The organism is Actinomadura graeca (genome assembly GCF_019175365.1).
Classification (GTDB): domain Bacteria; phylum Actinomycetota; class Actinomycetes; order Streptosporangiales; family Streptosporangiaceae; genus Spirillospora; species Spirillospora graeca.
On record NZ_CP059572.1, the window covers coordinates 5,695,094 to 5,712,357 of the forward strand.

General features: G+C 70.2%; 17 protein-coding genes. 15 read left to right on the plus strand and 2 right to left on the minus strand.

Annotated elements, in window-relative coordinates; all coding sequences use genetic code 11:
• Positions 1-7 precede the first annotated feature (7 nt).
• Positions 8-460: a YdeI/OmpD-associated family protein gene (locus AGRA3207_RS25385; RefSeq protein ID WP_231329515.1), complete on the minus strand. Its 453-nt coding sequence runs from the start codon at positions 458-460 to the stop codon at positions 8-10.
• A 181-nt stretch (positions 461-641) separates the two neighbouring features.
• Between AGRA3207_RS25385 and AGRA3207_RS25390 the strand changes: the two genes are divergently transcribed.
• The 12 genes from AGRA3207_RS25390 (at position 642) to AGRA3207_RS25445 (ending at position 12,942) form a co-directional block, all read left to right on the plus strand.
• Positions 642-983, plus strand: a complete 342-nt coding sequence (locus AGRA3207_RS25390) for an ArsR/SmtB family transcription factor (protein ID WP_231329516.1) — start codon at positions 642-644, stop codon at positions 981-983.
• 3 nt (positions 984-986) lie between these two features.
• A complete protein-coding gene (locus tag AGRA3207_RS25395) occupies positions 987-1,493 on the plus strand; it encodes an SRPBCC family protein (RefSeq protein WP_231329517.1) in 507 nt (168 codons plus the stop codon).
• On the plus strand, positions 1,493-2,113 hold the full coding sequence (locus AGRA3207_RS25400) for a dihydrofolate reductase family protein (RefSeq protein ID WP_231329518.1): 621 nt from the start codon (positions 1,493-1,495) through the stop codon (positions 2,111-2,113). Before AGRA3207_RS25395 ends, AGRA3207_RS25400 begins: the two co-directional genes overlap by 1 nt.
• 1,342 nt (positions 2,114-3,455) lie before the next feature.
• A complete protein-coding gene (locus AGRA3207_RS25405; protein WP_231329519.1) occupies positions 3,456-4,451 on the plus strand; it encodes an ABC transporter substrate-binding protein in 996 nt (331 codons plus the stop codon).
• 40 nt (positions 4,452-4,491) lie between these two features.
• Positions 4,492-5,259: an ABC transporter ATP-binding protein gene (locus tag AGRA3207_RS25410; protein WP_231329520.1), complete on the plus strand. Its 768-nt coding sequence runs from the start codon at positions 4,492-4,494 to the stop codon at positions 5,257-5,259.
• Entirely contained in the window at positions 5,256-6,080 is an 825-nt protein-coding gene (locus AGRA3207_RS25415; RefSeq protein ID WP_231329521.1) for an ABC transporter permease, read from the plus strand. Before AGRA3207_RS25410 ends, AGRA3207_RS25415 begins: the two co-directional genes overlap by 4 nt.
• Positions 6,081-6,195: 115 nt before the next feature.
• The gene (locus AGRA3207_RS25420) at positions 6,196-7,164 is read left to right on the plus strand and encodes a dihydrodipicolinate synthase family protein (protein ID WP_231329522.1); all 969 of its coding nucleotides are present in this window, start codon (positions 6,196-6,198) and stop codon (positions 7,162-7,164) included.
• Positions 7,165-7,178: 14 nt separating this feature from the next.
• The gene (locus tag AGRA3207_RS25425; RefSeq protein ID WP_231329523.1) at positions 7,179-8,147 is read left to right on the plus strand and encodes a VOC family protein; all 969 of its coding nucleotides are present in this window, start codon (positions 7,179-7,181) and stop codon (positions 8,145-8,147) included.
• Positions 8,144-8,671 (plus strand): cupin domain-containing protein, encoded by a 528-nt coding sequence (locus tag AGRA3207_RS25430; RefSeq protein WP_231329524.1) that lies wholly within the window; start codon positions 8,144-8,146, stop codon positions 8,669-8,671. Before AGRA3207_RS25425 ends, AGRA3207_RS25430 begins: the two co-directional genes overlap by 4 nt.
• 58 nt (positions 8,672-8,729) lie before the next feature.
• On the plus strand, positions 8,730-10,427 hold the full coding sequence (locus AGRA3207_RS25435; RefSeq protein ID WP_231329525.1) for a CocE/NonD family hydrolase: 1,698 nt from the start codon (positions 8,730-8,732) through the stop codon (positions 10,425-10,427).
• A complete protein-coding gene (locus AGRA3207_RS25440; protein WP_231329526.1) occupies positions 10,427-11,443 on the plus strand; it encodes an ornithine cyclodeaminase family protein in 1,017 nt (338 codons plus the stop codon). Before AGRA3207_RS25435 ends, AGRA3207_RS25440 begins: the two co-directional genes overlap by 1 nt.
• A 26-nt stretch (positions 11,444-11,469) precedes the next feature.
• The gene (locus AGRA3207_RS25445; protein WP_273699937.1) at positions 11,470-12,942 is read left to right on the plus strand and encodes an NAD-dependent succinate-semialdehyde dehydrogenase; all 1,473 of its coding nucleotides are present in this window, start codon (positions 11,470-11,472) and stop codon (positions 12,940-12,942) included.
• Here AGRA3207_RS25445 and AGRA3207_RS25450 read toward each other — a convergent pair.
• Complete coding sequence (locus AGRA3207_RS25450; protein ID WP_231329528.1) at positions 12,924-13,595, minus strand: FadR/GntR family transcriptional regulator; 672 nt, start codon at positions 13,593-13,595, stop codon at positions 12,924-12,926. The two genes, AGRA3207_RS25445 and AGRA3207_RS25450, sit on opposite strands and share 19 nt — an antisense overlap.
• A gap of 51 nt (positions 13,596-13,646) precedes the next feature.
• Here AGRA3207_RS25450 and AGRA3207_RS25455 point away from each other — a divergent pair, with 51 nt between their 5' ends.
• The 3 genes from AGRA3207_RS25455 (at position 13,647) to AGRA3207_RS25465 (ending at position 17,234) form a co-directional block, all read left to right on the plus strand.
• Positions 13,647-14,861 carry a CaiB/BaiF CoA transferase family protein gene (locus tag AGRA3207_RS25455; protein WP_273699938.1) on the plus strand — a complete coding sequence of 405 codons (1,215 nt, stop codon included), beginning with the start codon at positions 13,647-13,649 and terminating at the stop codon, positions 14,859-14,861.
• 2 nt (positions 14,862-14,863) lie between these two features.
• Positions 14,864-16,417, plus strand: a complete 1,554-nt coding sequence (locus AGRA3207_RS25460) for a carboxyl transferase domain-containing protein (protein WP_231336387.1) — start codon at positions 14,864-14,866, stop codon at positions 16,415-16,417.
• A gap of 214 nt (positions 16,418-16,631) precedes the next feature.
• A complete protein-coding gene (locus AGRA3207_RS25465) occupies positions 16,632-17,234 on the plus strand; it encodes a TetR/AcrR family transcriptional regulator (RefSeq protein WP_231329530.1) in 603 nt (200 codons plus the stop codon).
• Positions 17,235-17,264 lie beyond the last annotated feature (30 nt).

Genomic DNA, 17,264 nt, shown 5'->3' on the forward strand with positions numbered 1-17,264 from the left:
TGCCCACTCAGCGGGGCTTGCCCTGGCCGAGTGCCTCGATGGACTTGGCGATGCGCCGCTGCCGGGTCTGTTCGGTCTTGGCGCCGTCGATCTGCAGCACGTGGTAACGCCGATTGCTGTAGGACAGGTCGTTCCAGGTCTGCTGCGCCGCCGGTTCCGAGGCGAGGGCCTGCGCGAAGTCCTCAGGAATCTCGACCACGCGAGGCTCGGTGTCCAGTTCGAGGACGACCTCGATATCCTCTCCCGCCTCGACACCCGCCCGTTTCCGGTTCTCGGCGGCCAGCGGCAGCATGTACCGGTCACCGTAGACGGCGACCGTACTGCGGTAACTGTGGCCACCGATGGTCACCTTCACCTTCGGCTTCTTGCCCGCTCCCAGCTGCTGGACCACCTCGGCGGGAACCTCGAAGCCGGTCGCGGTCCTACCGCCCAGCTCGACTGTGGTCCGGAACTTCTTCACCGCACATCCCCCCTGATCATCCATATCGACGGGCTCCGCAGGAGAGCCTCTTCTGCCGAGTCTGGTTTGTCATCTTGTCCCACGCGGAGTCCGGCACACGCCAACGTCTCGGCGCGATCCGCCAGAACCCGTATGGAGCATCTCGGATTGACGCATGCCGATATGGGCATATGATGGGGGGATGGCACGAGCAGCGACGACGTCGGACGTCTTCAACGCGATCGCCGAGCCGCAGCGCCGGGACATCCTGGCGTTGCTGCGGGCGGGTGAGCGGCCGGTGACCGATCTGGCCCGGGAGCTGGGGATGACCCAGCCGGGGGCCTCGAAACACCTGCGGGTGCTGCGGGAGGTCGGGCTGGTGCGGGACCGGAAGGCGGGCAAGCAGCGCCTGTACGGCCTTGACGCCCGCGGGCTGCGGCCCGTCCACGAGTGGACCGGTGGATTCGAGCGGTTCTGGAACGAGAGCTTCGACCGGCTGGACACCTATGTGCAGGACCTCAAGCAGACACGACAGGAGCAATGACCGATGGCAGCGAAACAACGGGACGCGCCCGCGCATTCGGCGGCGTCCGACCGGGAAATTGTGATCTCCCGGGTCATCAGTGCCCCACCGGAACTGGTGTTCGAGGCGTTCACCGAGGTCCGGCACCTGTCACGCTGGTGGGGGCCGGAAGGGTTCACCACCACCACGCGGTCCTTCGAGTTCCGCGTCGGCGGGGAGTGGGACTTTGTGATGCACGGACCGGACGGAACCGACTACCCAGAATGGATCACCTGGACCGAGATCGCCCCGCCGCGGCGGATCGCGTTGCTGCACGGTGAGTCCCGTGGTGACCCGGACGCCTTCGAGTCGGTCCTGACGTTCGCGCCCGACGGCGCGGAGACCCGGATCGAGATGCGCACGGTCTTCCCCACCAAGGAACTGCGCGATCAGGCGGTCGAGAAGTACCACGCGATCGAGGGCGGCCGGCAGACCCTGGGCAACCTGGCGGCCTACGTAGCCGAGATCGTCGGGAAGGGGGCCGGGGACTGATGGCCGGAAAAGTGTTCTTCAGCGTGTCCATGTCGCTGGACGGCTTTATCGCGCCCGGGTCGCCCGGGGAGCTGATGGGCCAGCAATGGATGGAACTGCAGGCGTGGCTCCTGCCGCAGCGGTTCACCCGGGAGAACCTCAAGCTGGGCGAAGGTGGCGAGGAAGGGCGCGACAACGACATCGCGCGGGAGACGTTCGAGCGCACCGGCGCGAGCGTCATGGGGAGGCGCATGTTCGACGCGGGCGAGCGGATGTGGCCGCCGGAAGCGCCATTCCACACACCGGCCTTCGTCGTCACCCACGACAAGCGTGACCCCTGGGAGCGGCCGGGTGGGACCACCTTCCACTTCGTCGACGACGGCATCGAGCACGCGCTCGACCAGGCCCGCCGGGTCGCCGGTGACCGAGATGTCCGCATCGCCGGTGGCGGCGCGACGATCCTTCAGTACCTGAACGCCGGCCTGATCGACGAATTTTCGATCGCGCTCTCACCCGTACTGTTCGGCTCCGGGATCCGCCTGTTCGAGGGCGTGGACGCCGGCCGCGTAGCCCTGGAGCAGGTCCATGCGGAGCCCTCCCCGCGGGCAACGCACCTGACCTACACCGTCCGCCAGCGGTAGGCACACAGCGGACGCGGGGGCAAGACCCTCGCGCTTGGCATGCCGCCCCTCTCCTGCCGGGATGACCGGTCCACCTGCTGGAAGGCCAGGAAGGAGCCGGAGGCACCTTCAGCGCCCGAGGCCCGGTTCGGTGGTCGGGACGGGTCGTAGCTGATCCACGGCTGCGACTGCGGGACGGCGGGCCGGACCGGCGGCCCGCCCGGTCGGCGACGGATGCCGCCATCAGTGCTTGGCCAGGCGGGCGATCGTGGACCGGGCGGTCAAGCGTGCGCCTTGGCCGTCCGACTCGTCCTACAGATCGCGCACCGCCGGCAGCGGTTCCCGAACGGCTGCCGTGGTCGTCGCACGGCGCCGGGCCGCCAGTTGGTTATGCGGCGACGAAGTTTGCGCACAGCGCACCGACGGTTCCTCCTCAGGATGGGGATTCCCCTTGTGGTGGACGAGCTGGGGATTCCCAAGGCGAGAACCCCAGGAGAGGTCGCCCGGGCCAGGCTCGTGAGTGCTGTGCGGGCCTGGCCCGTGGTGGCTTGAGCCGAGCCGCTGGTTACCCGGGTCGGGTGATCACGATGGAGTTGATCGGCGTGAGGTTCGGACGGTACGCGCCGATTCCGTTCACTGGGCCGCATTGCAGGCCGTCACGGTCGAAGCAGGGCTTTGCGTTGCCGGTCTGGCTGTTGTCGGGGTCGGTGCACACGGCCTCCGACGGGCAGGGAACTGGGCCACGGCGGCGTGTCCGGTGGACGCGGCGGCGGCGACAGTGGCGTTCAGCGCGGTGGCGGCGAGGACGGCGGCCGGGCGCGGGAACGCCGGGCGGGTTGCAGATCGCATTGACGGCTTCCTTGTGGAGAAGGGGTTTCGCCTGCGCTGGATGCGCCGAGGATCCTGAGGGCGAGACCGCCCCGGGGAGCAGGACGCAAGAGCCACCACGAGCGGGGCCGACCACAGACCGCGTTTCGGTGGCCGGTGGTTGGGCGGACACGGGGCTGCGACGGGTTGATGTAACTCGCGCCCGGCCCCGCGGTACCGGCCATCTGAGCGCGGGCCGGGCGGCGCCCGCGCCGCACTCTGTTCGGTTCGCTGGTTGGTGCGATTGGGACCGCCACCGGGTTGGGGCCGCCTGGCGCGGGGGGCTCTGTGGTCGGTTGCCTGGTGGCTTCTGAGGTCGGGTGGCTTCGTCGGCTTCGGGGCGCGCGGGTTTGTTCCAGGGGAGTGCTCTGGGGTGGGCGCCCAAAATTGACCCAATACAGCTCAAAGGTAAAAATAACGCTATCTTGGGTTGTCTTCTGTGGTGCGAATGGTCCACACTTTGGGGCATCGGAGCTGCTAGTAGGGGTTGGGACTGGTGAGACACACGAGGTTGGTCGCGCTTGCGGCGGCGGCGCTTGCATGCCTGTCCTCGGCGGCGTGCGGGGACGGCGGCAAGACGGCGAAGAGCGGGGGTGCCGAGGTCACCTACATGACCGCGTTCGGCACGTTCGGCCGGGAGGCGTACGCCTACGTCGCCAAGGACAAGGGCTTCTTCAGGGACGCGGGGATCGACGTCACGATCCAGCCGGGTCAGGGGACCGGGAACAACCTGAAGTTGATGACGGCCGGGAAGGCGGACTTCGCACCGGTCGGCGCCCTGTCCCTGGCGCAGGCGATCGACAACCGGCCGGGGCTCGGCATCGTCGCCACGGCGGCGCTGGACCAGCACACGATGGCCTCGATCATGACGACCACCAAGTCCGGGATTGGGCGACCCGCCGATCTGGCCGGGAAGTCGGTCGGAGGGCTGCCCAACTCGGAGGTGCCGGCGTTGACGGCGGCCTACTCGCGCGCCGCGGGCTTCGACGCCGGGAAGATCAAGCACGTCGCCGCCACGCCGACGCAGCTGCCCGGCCTTCTGGCCGCGGGCTCGGTCGACGCGATCGGTCAGTACGTCGTCTCGCAGGGCCTGATCAGGAAGGCGGTAGGCGGGGAGGTCACTGTCTTCCCCTTCAAGCAGTACCTGCCGGACGTCTACGGGGCGCTCCTCGCGGTCCGGGGGAGCCTGGCGACCCAGGACCCCGCGCTGGCGAAGAAGTTCACCGGTGCACTTCTGAAGGGGCTGGAATACGCGATCGACCATCCGGAGGAGGCCGGTCAGATCCTCCATAAGGCCGTCCCTTCGCAGAACGCCGACCAGGCGGCCGCCGAGATCCGGCTTCTGGCGCCCTACGACAAGGACGGCTCGGCCGCGGTGGGTGCCGTGGACGCGAAGCGCGTCGACCGGATGCTGGCGCAGTTCACCAAGGACGGCCTGCTGAAGCGGCCGCTGAAGTTCGGTGATCTGTTCGCCGCCGAGGGGGCGCGCTGATGAATGGGCCCCGCACGATGCCCGTGGAAGGAGGACGGTCGTGATCGAGATCGAGGAAGTCTCCAAGGTCTACGAACGGGATGGGCATGCCGTCCATGCGTTGGAACGTGTGGACCTGGAGGTCAAGGAGGGGGAGTTCGTCACCCTGCTCGGACGGTCGGGGTGCGGCAAGTCGACGTTGCTGCGTTCCATCGCGGGTCTGGAACGGCCGACCTCCGGCCGCGTCAGCATCCGGGGTGAGCGGGTCGACAAGCCACGGCGCGACGTCGGCATCATGTTCCAGAAGACGGCGCTGCTGCCGTGGCGCAATGTGATCGAGAACGTGCTGCTTCCCGTGGAGATCATGCGACGCAAATCCGCCGCGAGCCGGGCGCGGGCCCTGGAACTGCTGGAGACGGCGGGCCTCAAGGGATTCGAGAACCGCAGGCCCGGCGAGCTTTCCGGGGGGATGCAGCAGCGGGTGTCGCTATGCCGCTCGCTCATCCACGATCCCGATGTGCTGCTGATGGACGAGCCTTTCGCCGCCCTGGACGCCCTGACCCGCGAAGAACTGACCGGAGAACTCCAGCGGATCTGCGAAGAACAGGGGAAGACCGTGGTGTTCGTTACGCATTCCATCGACGACGCGGTCATGCTCGCGGATCGCACCGTTGTCATGACGCCGCGTCCCGGACGGGTCAGCCACGTGGTCCACATCGACGCGGTCCGTCCGCGGAGCCTTGGGCACAGCGAGCAGAGCGGATATCTGGCCGAGCGCCGGAGGCTGCTCCACGACATGCTGTTCGAGCGTTCGAGGAGCGGCACATGACTCGCACAGCCAGCGTCGTTCCCGAGCGGGTGAGCCGTCCTGTGGTCCGGGTGCGGCCCGCGTTCACGCAGCGGAGGACGTCCAAGATCCTTCTGCCGCTTCTCGCGGTGGCGGTGTGCGTCGCGGTGTGGTGGCTCCTGACGGTGGTCACCGGCTGGTCGGAGGTGCTGCTGCCCTCGCCGGGCGACGTGCTCTCGGCTCTGTGGACCGAGCGTTCCCTGATCATCAACAACACCTGGTCCTCGCTCGGCGAGATCCTGGCCGGCTTCGCCCTGGCCGTCGCCGTCGGGTTCCCCCTGGGAGTGGCGATCGCCTATTCGGTGGTGGTCGACCGGATGCTCTCCCCGGTGCTGTTCGCTTTCAACGCCGTCCCCAAGGTCGCCGTGGCCCCCATTCTCGTGGTGTGGGGCGGTTTCGGACCTATGCCGAAGATCGTCATGGCCGTGCTGCTCGCCTTCTTCCCCATCGTCCTGTCCGCGGCGGCGGGAATGAAGGCGGCGCCGTCGGAGTACCGGGAACTGCTCCGGTCCCTTGACGCGGGTCCCTTGCAGACCTTTCTCCGGGTGCGTCTTCCCGCGTCGCTCCCGCACCTGTTCGTGGGGCTGAAGAACGCGATCACGCTGGCCACCATCGGCGCGGTGATCGGTGAGTTCGTCGGCGCGAGCAAGGGCCTGGGCTATCTGGTCGTGGTGTCGGGGGGCAACGCCGACACCGCCCTCGGATTCGCCGCCGTCGCGGTCCTGGCCGTGCTGGCGGTCGCGCTCTATTACATCATCGTGGCCCTGGAGACCTGGCTGGTTCCCTGGGCCGACCAATCCTGACCCGCTCGGGTCTCGTCGATTGTCCCGCCCAGTGCTGCCGGACGGGAATGGGAGGAAGGGTACTTCTTTGCCTCGATACACTAAAGCAGAAGCTCGGGAATGGGCCCGCGAGCATATGCGGGGGACGGCGAACACCACCATCGCCTCTTACAGTTCGGACCTGCGCACGCTCAACGAGCAGGGCATCCGGCACGACATCCGCAGGGCCGCGCAACTCGGTTTCAAGGGGACGCTGATCTGTTCGGAGACCGCGCTCTCCTTGGAGGAGTACGAGCAGTTCACCGGTTGGGCGGCGGACGAGGCGGACGGCCTGCTGCACATCATCTTCCAGGCGGCCTTCAACACGCTGGAGGAGAACATCGAGGCGGCGCGCCGGGCGAGCGCGGCGGGCGCCGACTATGCGCTGCTGTCGTATCCCGCGAACTTCTATCCGACGGACGAGGGGGAGATCTACGAGTACACCAAGGCGTTCTGCGACGCGGTGGACCTCGGGGTCATGCTCTTCCCGGTGCCGTTGTGGAACTTCGGCCGTCTGCATCCGGCCGACATCGCCCCCGACATGCTGGAGGCGCTGGTGAAGGACGTCCCGAACGTCATCGCCATCAAGGCCGAGGGGGCGATGCCGCTGACGGCGGGCCTTCTCGACGTGCACCGGCGGCTGTCGGACACGGTGGTGATCTCCTGCCCGCTGGAGAAGGAGGTCATTCCGCTGATGAGCTATGTACCGTTCCAATACAGCGGTACCAGCAACTTCGAGTACTACGGCACCTCGATGCCGCGCATGTTCGAGGCGGCGCGTGACGGGGACATGGACACGGCGATGGACATCTACTGGTCCATCATGCCGGCCCGCAACGCCAACGCCGCCGTCGGCACGTACGTCCCGCAGACCGGGCTGATCAACCGGATGCTCTGGAAGTACCAGGGGTGGCTGAACGGGATGAACGGCGGGCCGCTGCGGCAGCCCACGATGAAGGCGTCGGACCGCCAGATGGAGCAGCTGCGCCAGGGCGTCCGCGCGTCGGGGATCGCCGATGCGGCCGAGCCGAACAGCGCGTTCTTCGTCGGCCGCAACCCGGCGTGAGGAGCTGACGGATCATGGACATCAACGGCATCGCACGGCTCGTCTACGGTGTGACCGACCTGGACCGGTCGGCCGCGTTCTTCACCGATCTCGGGCTGACCGCCTCGGAGAGCGGCGCGGACGGCACTGTTCTCACCTTGGACGAGGGGTCGGCGATCGAAGTGCGCCGCGGTGACGACCCGGCGCTTCCCGAGCCGTTCCTGGACGGCGACGGGCCGCGCGAACTCGTCTGGGGAGTGCCCGACCGCGAGCAGCTGGAGCAGGTCCGCGCCGAGCTGAGCCGGGACCGGACCGTCACGGTGGCCGACGACGGCTCGCTGCACACCCGGGACGACGCCGGAATGGCGATCGGCTTCGAGGTCTTCGAGCGGCGGCAACCGGAGATGGACGGTTCGCCGGAGAACTCGCCGTCGAACATCCGCCGGTTCAACGCACGCCGCCGGTGGTACGAGCGGGCCGAGCCGAAAATGCTCTTCCACGCCGTGTTCGGGATGCCGCGGGCGGTGGAGAACGTGGCCTTCTACACCGGGCGGCTGGGATTCCGGGTCACCGATGTGCTGCGTGGCAAAGGCGCCTTCCTGCGGGCTCCCGGCCGTTTCGAACACCACAACCTGTTCGTCCTGAAGACGCCGAGACCCCTGTTCAGTCATGTGTCCTTCGGCGTCGAGAGCGTCGACGAACTGATGGTGGGCGCCAATCACATGCAGCGTTCCGGCTGGTCGGCGACCAGCGAGATCGGCCGCCACCGCGTCTCGTCCATGATCTTCAGCTATGTGCCCTGCCCGGCGGGGGGACGGGTCGAGTACTCGGCCGACGGCGACTACGTGGACGACTCCTGGCGGCCGAGCGTCTGGTCCGAGCCGTTCGCGCACGTGTACTGGGACAGCCACCTGCCCGAGGGCTCGGCCGCCCCGGCGCGGGACATCGAGCCGCTCGACGGGCCGGTGGAACGGTACATCGAGGCGAAGCGGGGCGCCCGGTGAGCATCAGACGCGTCGTCACCGGCCATGACGGCACCGGCGCCGCCGTGGTCCTGAGGGACGGGCCCGCCACCAACTCCCGGCGCCGGGAGGCGGCCGGGGGGCTCGTGTCCACCCTCCTGTGGACCACGGCGGAGACACCGGCGCGGCTGGGCGGGGCCGATGACCGGGGCGACGTCGAGATCGGCGTCGCGCCGCCGCCGCGCGGGAGCGTCTTCCGGGTCGTGGAGTTCCCGCCCCTCGGTGCGCAGGCCACGGCGTTGAACCAGGCGGACATCCTGGCCGAGATGGGCATCGCCGACGACGGCGGCGTGGGCCGCCGGCACCCCTTCACCCACCGGACCGCGTCGCTGGACTACGGCGTCGTCCTCAGCGGGCGGATCAGGCTGATCCTGGACGCCGACGAACTGGTGCTGGCCGCCGGGGACGTCCTGGTCCAGCAGGCCAACGACCATGCCTGGGTGAACGATTTCGACGAGTCCTGCTCGGTCGCCTTCGTCCTGCTGGACGCCGCGACCGGCCGATGAGGGCGAGACCGGCGGTGCCGGTGGCATCCCCCGGCTCATTTTCTTGAAGGAGCACGTGATGGACGTGGATTGGCATTGCCTCATTTCCCAGCCCGAGCACGGGGTCGCCGCGGACAAGGACGTCCGGGTGGTCATGCGCGACGGTGTCGAACTGGCCGTGGACGTCTTCCGGCCCGACGGCGACGGGCGGTACCCGGCGCTCCTGTCCTATTCGCCCTACGGCAAGGACGTCCAGCGCGTCCTGGACAAGCAGAGGCCGCACAGTTCCCGCACCGGGAACGGTGGACAGGAGGCCGGTGACACCGGCTATTTCGTGAGCCGCGGATATGTGCACGTCATCGCCGACGTCCGCGGGTCGGGGGATTCCGGCGGCAGTTACGACTTCCAGGGCCGCCGTGAGCAGCTGGACGGATACGACCTCATCGAATGGATCGCCGAGCAGCCCTGGTGCGACGGCAATGTCGGCATGCTCGGCATGTCCTATTTCGGAGTCGTGCAGAACCTGGTCGCCGCGACGCGGCCCCCGCACCTCAAGGCGATCGCCCCCTACGAGGCGTACACCGACCGGTACCGGCACTCGGTCTATCACGGGGGCATCTTCGACGAGGGGTTCTTCCACCAGTGGTTCGAGCACCTGAGCGTCCCGCCGCAGCGGCCGCTGATCTACGACTTCCTGGACGAGAAGGAGGTCGACCGGCGCCGCGCCGCCCTGCTCGCCGAGCCGGAGATCGTCGACAGCCCCTACCTGCACATCCAGCTCAAGTACGAGACGAAGAACCCGCTGATGTTCGACTTCCTCGTCGAGCCGCACGACGGGCCGTACTACTGGGAGCGCTCCTCCAACCGGGTGCTCGACCGGATCGAGGTGCCCGCGCTGCTGATGGCGCGCTGGAGCGGCTGGCCGATCCACCTCGCCGGCGCCTTCGAGGCGTGGCGGGGCATCACCGCCCCGAAGAAGATGATCATTATGGAGACCGAGTGGATCACCGGGCCGATGCGGCCGTGGCGTGACCACCAGGACATCATCCTGCGCTGGTACGACCACTGGCTGAAGGGGAACGACACCGGGATGCTGGACGAGCCGCCGATCACGCTGCTGGTCAAGGGCACCGACGAATGGCGCCATGAGCACGAGTGGCCGCTGGCGCGCACGGTGTGGACGCGGTTCCACCTGCTGCCAGACGGGAGCCTGGACCGGGAGCCGGACGGGAGCCTGGACCGGGAACCGGGCACCGGCGAGGCGTCGCTGGACTTCGAGAACGACCCGTGGATCCGGCCCGGCGACACCTCGCCCGGACTGGACTTCGCGACCCCGCCGCTGGAGAGCCCGCTTGAGGTGACCGGCCCGATCGCGCTCCACCTGCGGGCCGAACTCGACCAGCCCGACGCGACCTGGATCGTCACGCTCCGGGACGTCGCGCCCGACGGGTCGTCCACGGTGGTGACCAAGGGGTGGCTGCGTGCCTCGCACCGCGCGCTCGACCCCGAGCGGTCCGAGCCGTACAAGCCGTACCATCCGCACGACCGGACGGTTCCGGTGCCCGTCGGGGAGCCGCAGGACTACGCCATCGAGCTTCGCGAGACGTCCATGGTCTTCCGCGCCGGGCACCGGCTGCTCCTCCAGGTGCGGGGCCAGGACACCCAGACCGAGGAGCCGGTCTGGTACCACACGTGCAACCCGGTGCCCACCACGCACCGCCTGCTGCTCGGCGGCGACGCCGGATCGCATCTGCTGCTGCCGGTGATCGAGTCCTGATGGCCACGTCCACACCCGTGTTCATCTCGGCCGATCAGGCGCGTGACCTGCTGGACTGGCGGGGCGCGGTCGACGCGATGGCGGACGCCTACGACCGGCCCGCGGAGCCGGCGGCGTTCCCGCCCCGGTCGATCGCCGAGCGGGACGGCGCGTGGCTGCGCGCCCACATCGGCGTCCCCGAAACAGGCCGGTGGATGGGGGCCAAGCTCTTCGCCCGCTCACCGGGCCGCGCCGCCTCGTTCGTCCTCGTGCTGTTCGACAAGGAGTCCGGGGAGGTGGCGTGCCTGCTGGACGGCTCGGCCGTGACGGCGTGGCGCACCGCCGCGACCTCCGCGCTCGCCGTCGGCCTGCTGACCCCGGGCCGCCGGCACGACGTCGCGCTGGTCGGCAGCGGGCTGGAGGCGAGGACCCACCTGGAGGCGCTGGTGGCGCTGGGCCTGGCCGGCTCGGCCAGGGTGTTCAGCCCGACCCCCGCGAACCGGGAGCGGTTCGCGGCGGAGGCGGGCCGGGCGCTGGGCGTCGACGTCCGGCCGTGCCGGACGGTCCGGGAGGCCGCGGACGGCGCGAGCCTCGTGCTCGGCGCCGCGCGGTCCCGCGACGAGATCCCGACCTTCGGCCCCGAGGAGGTCGCCGACGGTGTGCTCGTGGTCTCGATCGGGTCCACCCTGCCCGCGCAGCGCGAGGTGGCGGTGGAGCTCATCGCCGCGTCCGACGTCATCGTCGCCGACGACGTCGAGGAGGTCGGCGCCGCCACCGGTGACATGATCGCCGCCCGTGCCGCCGGCGTGGACGTCGACAGGAGGCTGGTCTCCCTGCACGCCCTCAAGGCCGGCGGGTTCACCGCACGTGTGGCGGAGGCCCGCCGCGTCCTCTACAAGTCCGCCGGGTCGGCGATCCAGGACCTCACCCTGGCCGCATGGCTGTTCGACCGTGCGCGGAGCACGGGCGCCGCCACGCCGCAGACCGCACCGTTCGAACTGAAACAGCCGACGAGACGAGCCGGAGGGCCCGCCTGATGACGGTCGCCACACGGGGAACCGATGTGCTGAAGGATCCGGACCTGCTGAGGGAAGCCGCCCTCGTGGGCGGCGAATGGATATCGGCCGGGGCCGCGTCCACGGCCGTGGCCAACCCCTCCAACGGAGAGCCGCTCGGCCGGACGCCCGATCTGGCCGAAGAGGACGTGGTGCGCGCGATCGACGCCGCCGCGGACGCCCTGGGCCCGTGGTCCGGGCGGACCGCCCACGAACGCGCCGCGATCCTGCGGCGCTGGAACGACCTGATCCTGGACCACCGGGACGATCTCGCCCGCCTCATGACCCTGGAACAGGGCAAGCCGCTGCCCGAGGCGGCGGGCGAGATCGGGTACGCCGCGTCCTTCGTTGCCTGGTACGCCGAGGAGGCCACCCGGACGTACGGCGAGGTCATCCCCACCTACGACCGCGACCGCCGCATGGTCGTGATCAAGGAACCGGTGGGGGTGTGCGCGGCGGTGACGCCGTGGAACTTCCCGTCCGCGATGGTGACCCGCAAGGCGGCGCCCGCGCTGGCGGCCGGGTGCACGATGGTGCTCAAGCCCGCGCCGGGCACGCCGTTCTCCGCGCTGGCACTGGCCGGGCTCGCCCGCCGCGCCGGTGTGCCCGACGGCGTGCTGTCGGTGGTCACCGGCGACGCCGAGATGATCGGCCGGGTGCTGACGTCGGACGCCCGGGTGCGCAAGCTGTCCTTCACCGGATCGACCGCGGTCGGCAGGCTCCTCATGCAGCGGTCGGCGCGGACGTTGCAACGCGTGTCGCTGGAATTGGGCGGGAATGCGCCGTTCCTCGTGCTCGACGACGCGGACGTGGACGCGGCGGTGACCGGATGCGTCCAGTCCAAGTTCCGCAACGCGGGGCAGACCTGCGTGTGCGCCAACCGTGTCATCGTCCAGGCGGGTGTGGCGGAGGAGTTCCAGGCCAAGCTGGTTTCGGCCGTCGGGGAACTGCGCGTCGGCGACGGCTTCGGCGAGGGCGTGGACCTGGGGCCGCTGATCGACGCCGCGGCGGTCGCCAAGGTCGAGCGGCACGTGCGCGACGCCGTCGAGCATGGTGCGAGCGTCCTCACCGGCGGCCGGCGGCACGACCTCGGCGGCACGTTCTTCCAGCCCACGGTGCTCGGCGGGGTGACGCCGCGGATGCTGGTCGCGCACGAGGAGACCTTCGGCCCGCTCGCCCCCCTCTTCACGGTCGCGGACGACGACGAGGCCGTGCGGCTGGCGAACGCGACCGCCTCCGGCCTGGCCGCCTACGTCTACACCCGCGACATCGGACGCGCCTGGAGGATCGGCGAACGCCTCGACGTCGGCATGGTGGGGGTGAACACCGGCCTGCTGTCGTCGGCCTACGCCCCGTTCGGCGGGCGCAAGGAGTCCGGCATGGGACGCGAGGGTGCCCGCGCGGGGATCGAGGAGTTCCTGGAGACCAAGTACCTGGCGTTCGCCGGTCTCGCCGACGAGGGTCAGGCGACCGGCAGGTAGCTGCTCGACGTGATGCGCCGGTGGGTGACCTCCAGATGGCGGCGCATGTGCCGCTCGGCCAGTTGCGGTTCCCCGTCCCGGATCGCCTCGACGATGCGGACGTGCTCCTGGAGCGCCTGCTCCTGGCGCTCCGGCGTGAGCGGACGCGGCCGGGGATACTCCCAGCCCTGCTGCCCCGCGGGGCTGACGAGCAGGAACAGGTCCAGAAGGAGCGTGTTGCGTGCCGCGCGGGTCACCCTCCGGTGGAACTCGACGTCCCACCTGGAGAACTCCTCGCGGGAGCGGGCCTGACGCTGCCGCTCCAGCGCCTCCTCCATCGCCGCCACGTCGCTCTCGCTCGCGCTGAGGGAGGCCAGCAGCGCGTTGCGGGGCTCCAGCGCGAGGCGCGCCTCGATCAGCTCCCGGGGGTTGATCGAGCGGAGCACGGATTCCCGCCGCTCCTCGTCCACCTGGGGCACGAGGAATGTTCCGCGGCCGACGTGCCGCCAGACGACGCCCTCGTCGACCAGCCGGCGCATCGCCGTCCGCACCTGGCTGCGCGTCAGGCCGAGGCGCTCGGCCAGGTCGCGTTCCGGGGGCAGCCGGTCGCCGGCCTCGAGACCCGAGGACCGGATGAACTCCTTGACGACCGTCACGGGGGCCGGTGACTTCATCGCTCAATCCCTTCGAACACGTAGTCCAATCTAGCCCAATGGAGCGAGAACGTGCGCCCATTTTCGAGCGATCATGACACATCCGGACGCGGGCCGCTATCGGGCCTGGTGGTGATCGACCTGACCAGGGCCCTGGCCGGGCCGCACGCCGCGATGATGCTCGGCGACCTGGGGGCCACCGTCATCAAGGTGGAGCGCCCCGGCGGCGACGACAGCCGGGGCTGGGGGCCGCCGTTCGCCGGGGACGAGTCGACCTATTTCCTGTCGGCCAACCGCAACAAGCTGTCCATCACCCTCGACCTGACCTCCCCGGACGACCACGGGACGCTCCGGCGGCTGGTCGAACGCGCGGACGTCCTGATGGAGAACTTCCGTCCCGGCGTCCTGGACCGGCTCGGCCTGCCCGTCCGGCGCCTGGCCGAGCTCAACCCCCGGCTCGTCGTGCTGAGCATCACCGGGTTCGGCCACGACGGTCCCGAGGCCGGCCGTCCGGGCTACGACCAGATCGCCCAAGGCGAGGCCGGGCTGATGGCACTGACCGGCTCCGGGCCGGACGACCCGCAGCGCGTCGGCGTGCCCGTCGCCGACCTGCTCGCCGGCATCCACGGCGCCTACGGGGTGCTGGCCGCGCTGATCGACCGTCGCCGGACCGGACGCGGCCAGGTCGTGCGGACCTCCCTGCTCGCCGGCGTCGTCGGCGTGCACGCCTTCCAGGGCACCCGGTGGACGGTGGCCGGGCAGCGCGGACGCGCCGAGGGCAACCACCATCCCTCGATCTGCCCCTACGGCCTGTTCCCCACCCGCGACGGCGTCGTGCAGCTCGCCGTCGGCAGCCAGGACCTGTGGAACCGCTTCTGCGCGGAGTTCGGGCTCGACCCCGGCGCGGACGGCATGGCCACCAACGCCGCCCGGGTCTCCCGCCGCGACCACGTCATCGCGCTGGTCGAACGCCTCTTCGCCGACGACGACACCGAGCCGCTCCTCGCGCGGCTCGCCGCTGCGGGGATCCCGGCGGGGCGGGTCCGCGACGTCGACGAGGTCTACCAGTGGGAGCAGACCAGGAGTCAAGGGCTGCTCCTGCCGGTCCGGCACCGGACGCTGGGTGACATCACCCTTCCCGGCCCGCCCCTGCGCTTCTTCGACCTCTCCGGCACCGAGACCACGTTCGCCGGGCACACGGCACCGCCCGTCCTGGGGGGCGACTCCGACGCCGTCCACGCCTGGCTCGCCGAAGAGCCGGAGGCGGCGGGGGAGGAGCGGTGGTGACGATGGGGGCCCGCGCCTTCCTGGACGCCGTCCTCGACCCCGGCACCTTCACCTGCTGGGACACCGGTCCGGTCTCTATTGGGGGGGCGACCCCCCACACCCCCCGGAACAGCCCTGTCTCTTGTGGGGGGGCGACCCCCCACACCCCCCGGAACAGCCCTGTGGACGTCCGCCCGGGTCCCGGCTACGCCGCCGAGCTGGCCGAGGCCCGCGCGAGAACCGGGCTGGACGAGTCGGTGACCACGGGCGCGGGCCGGATCCGCGGCCGCCGCGTCGCCGTCGTCGTGAGCGAGTTCGGCTTCCTCGGCGGATCGATCGGCGTGGCCTCCGCCCGCCGCGTCACGGCGGCGGTGGAACGCGCGACGAGCCTGCGCCTGCCGTTGCTGGCCGCCCCGGCGTCGGGCGGGACGCGGATGCAGGAGGGGACACCGGCCTTCCTGCACATGATCGGCATCACCGGTGCCGTCTCCGCGCACAAGGCGGCCGGCCTGCCGTTCCTGACGTATCTCCGTCACCCCACGACCGGAGGGGTCCTGGCCTCCTGGGGGTCGCTGGGCCACCTCACCTTCGCCGAGCCCGGGGCCCTCGTCGGATTCCTCGGCCCGCGCGTGCACCGGGCGCTGGCCGGAGAGGCGTTGCCCGCCGATGTGCAGCGGGCGGAGAACCTGCACGTCCACGATCTGGTCGACCAGGTGGTCCCGGTCTCCTCGCTGGCTGCGACCCTCGACCGGACGCTCGGGATGCTCGCCCCCGCGAGGGGCCGCGACCTCTCCTCCGGGCACTTCCGGGAGACCGGCGCGCCGGCCGCCCCGCGGTCCGGCTGGGAGGCGGTGCTGGTCACACGGCGGCCCGGCCGTCCCGGTGCCCGGTTCCTGCTGGACTCCGCCGCGTCCGACGCGCTCGAACTGGGAGGGGACGGGGCCGGCCTGATCCTCGCGCTGACGCGGTTCGGCCGCACACCCTGTGTGCTCCTCGCCCAGGAACGCACGGGCGGGCCGTTCGGGGTCGCCGCCCTCCGCCGGGCCCGCCGCGGCATCCGCCTGGCCGCGGACCTCGGCCTGCCCCTCGTCACGGTGATCGACACGGCCGGTGCGGAACTGTCCCGCGAGGCGGAGGAGGGCGGCCTCTCCCGGGAGATCGCCCACTGCCTGGCCGAGCTGCTGGCGTCGCCGTCGCCGACCGTCTCGGTGCTGTTCGGGGCGGGCACGGGGGGCGCCGCGCTGGCCCTCCTGCCGGCCGATCACGTCATCGCCGCGAACCACGGCTGGCTCGCCCCGCTCCCGCCCGAGGGCGCGGCCGTCGTCGTCCACCGTGACGCGGGCCGCGCCGCCGACCTCGCCGACGCCCAGCGGATCGATGCCGTGACCCTCGCCGAAGCCGGAGTCGTCGACACCCTCGTCCCCGATGCCGCCGCCGTGACCGACCCCGCGGATTTCTGCCACCGGATCCGGCAGGCGCTGGAAACCGCCCTGGGCGATGTCACCGCCGTTGAGGCGACCGGCCGGAGGAACCGGCGTCTGCGCCGCTACGCCACCCTCGGACGATCTGTGACGTGAAACGACCGAATGACACCTCTGATCCGAAGTCGCCCACCACGTCAGAAGGTCTCGACGCCGAGGGAGAGGAACGGTAAATTCCGGCCCTGCTCAATCAGCCCGTGACCAAGACCATGCTTTTCCTTGGTCCTGGAGTCGGTGAAGGCGGGAAGGAGTGAAATCTGGAGACAACGGAGGCTTGAGGCGGAGGCTGCGGGGGGGGGGTGAGGCCCTGATGGCTCGTGCGGACGAGCACGATGAGAGCATCCTGGACGCGGCAGAGAAGCTTTTCGCCCAGATCGGCTACGACTCGACGACGCTGAGGATGATCAGCGAGGTCGCCGGGGGCGATGTCACCGTCACCGAGCTGGAGGAACGGGGAAAGCAGCAGATCTACCGGCAGGTCTTCTCCAGGTTGTACAACATCGAGCTGGAACAGATAACCTCCGCCGTCAGAGACACTTCCAACACCATCGAGGGCATCCATGCCGCCGTGGACGCCTTTCTCGACTTCGTCGTCGAACATTCCGCCCTGCCGTCGCTGTGGCGTCATCGGGGCCTCGGTGACGCCGCCGATGTGCCGTTCGGGCAACGGGATTACCTCGCGCCATTGCTGGTCGTCCTGACGACCACCCCCTGGGAGGGCATTTCCCCGAAACTGAATCTCCGGTTCCTGGCCTGGGTCACCGTGTGGACCTCCGGCGCCTTCGTGCACGACGGCTTCGTCGATGAGACCGGCACCCGGGTCTTCTACCGCGACGCTCGGGCCCTCCAGAGCTTCCGAAGCCAGTTGCACGAGCTATGGGACGCCCTCAATGGAACCGACACCCCTCGATAGGGGCTCACCCCAGGCGCCGCCGCACCGGGC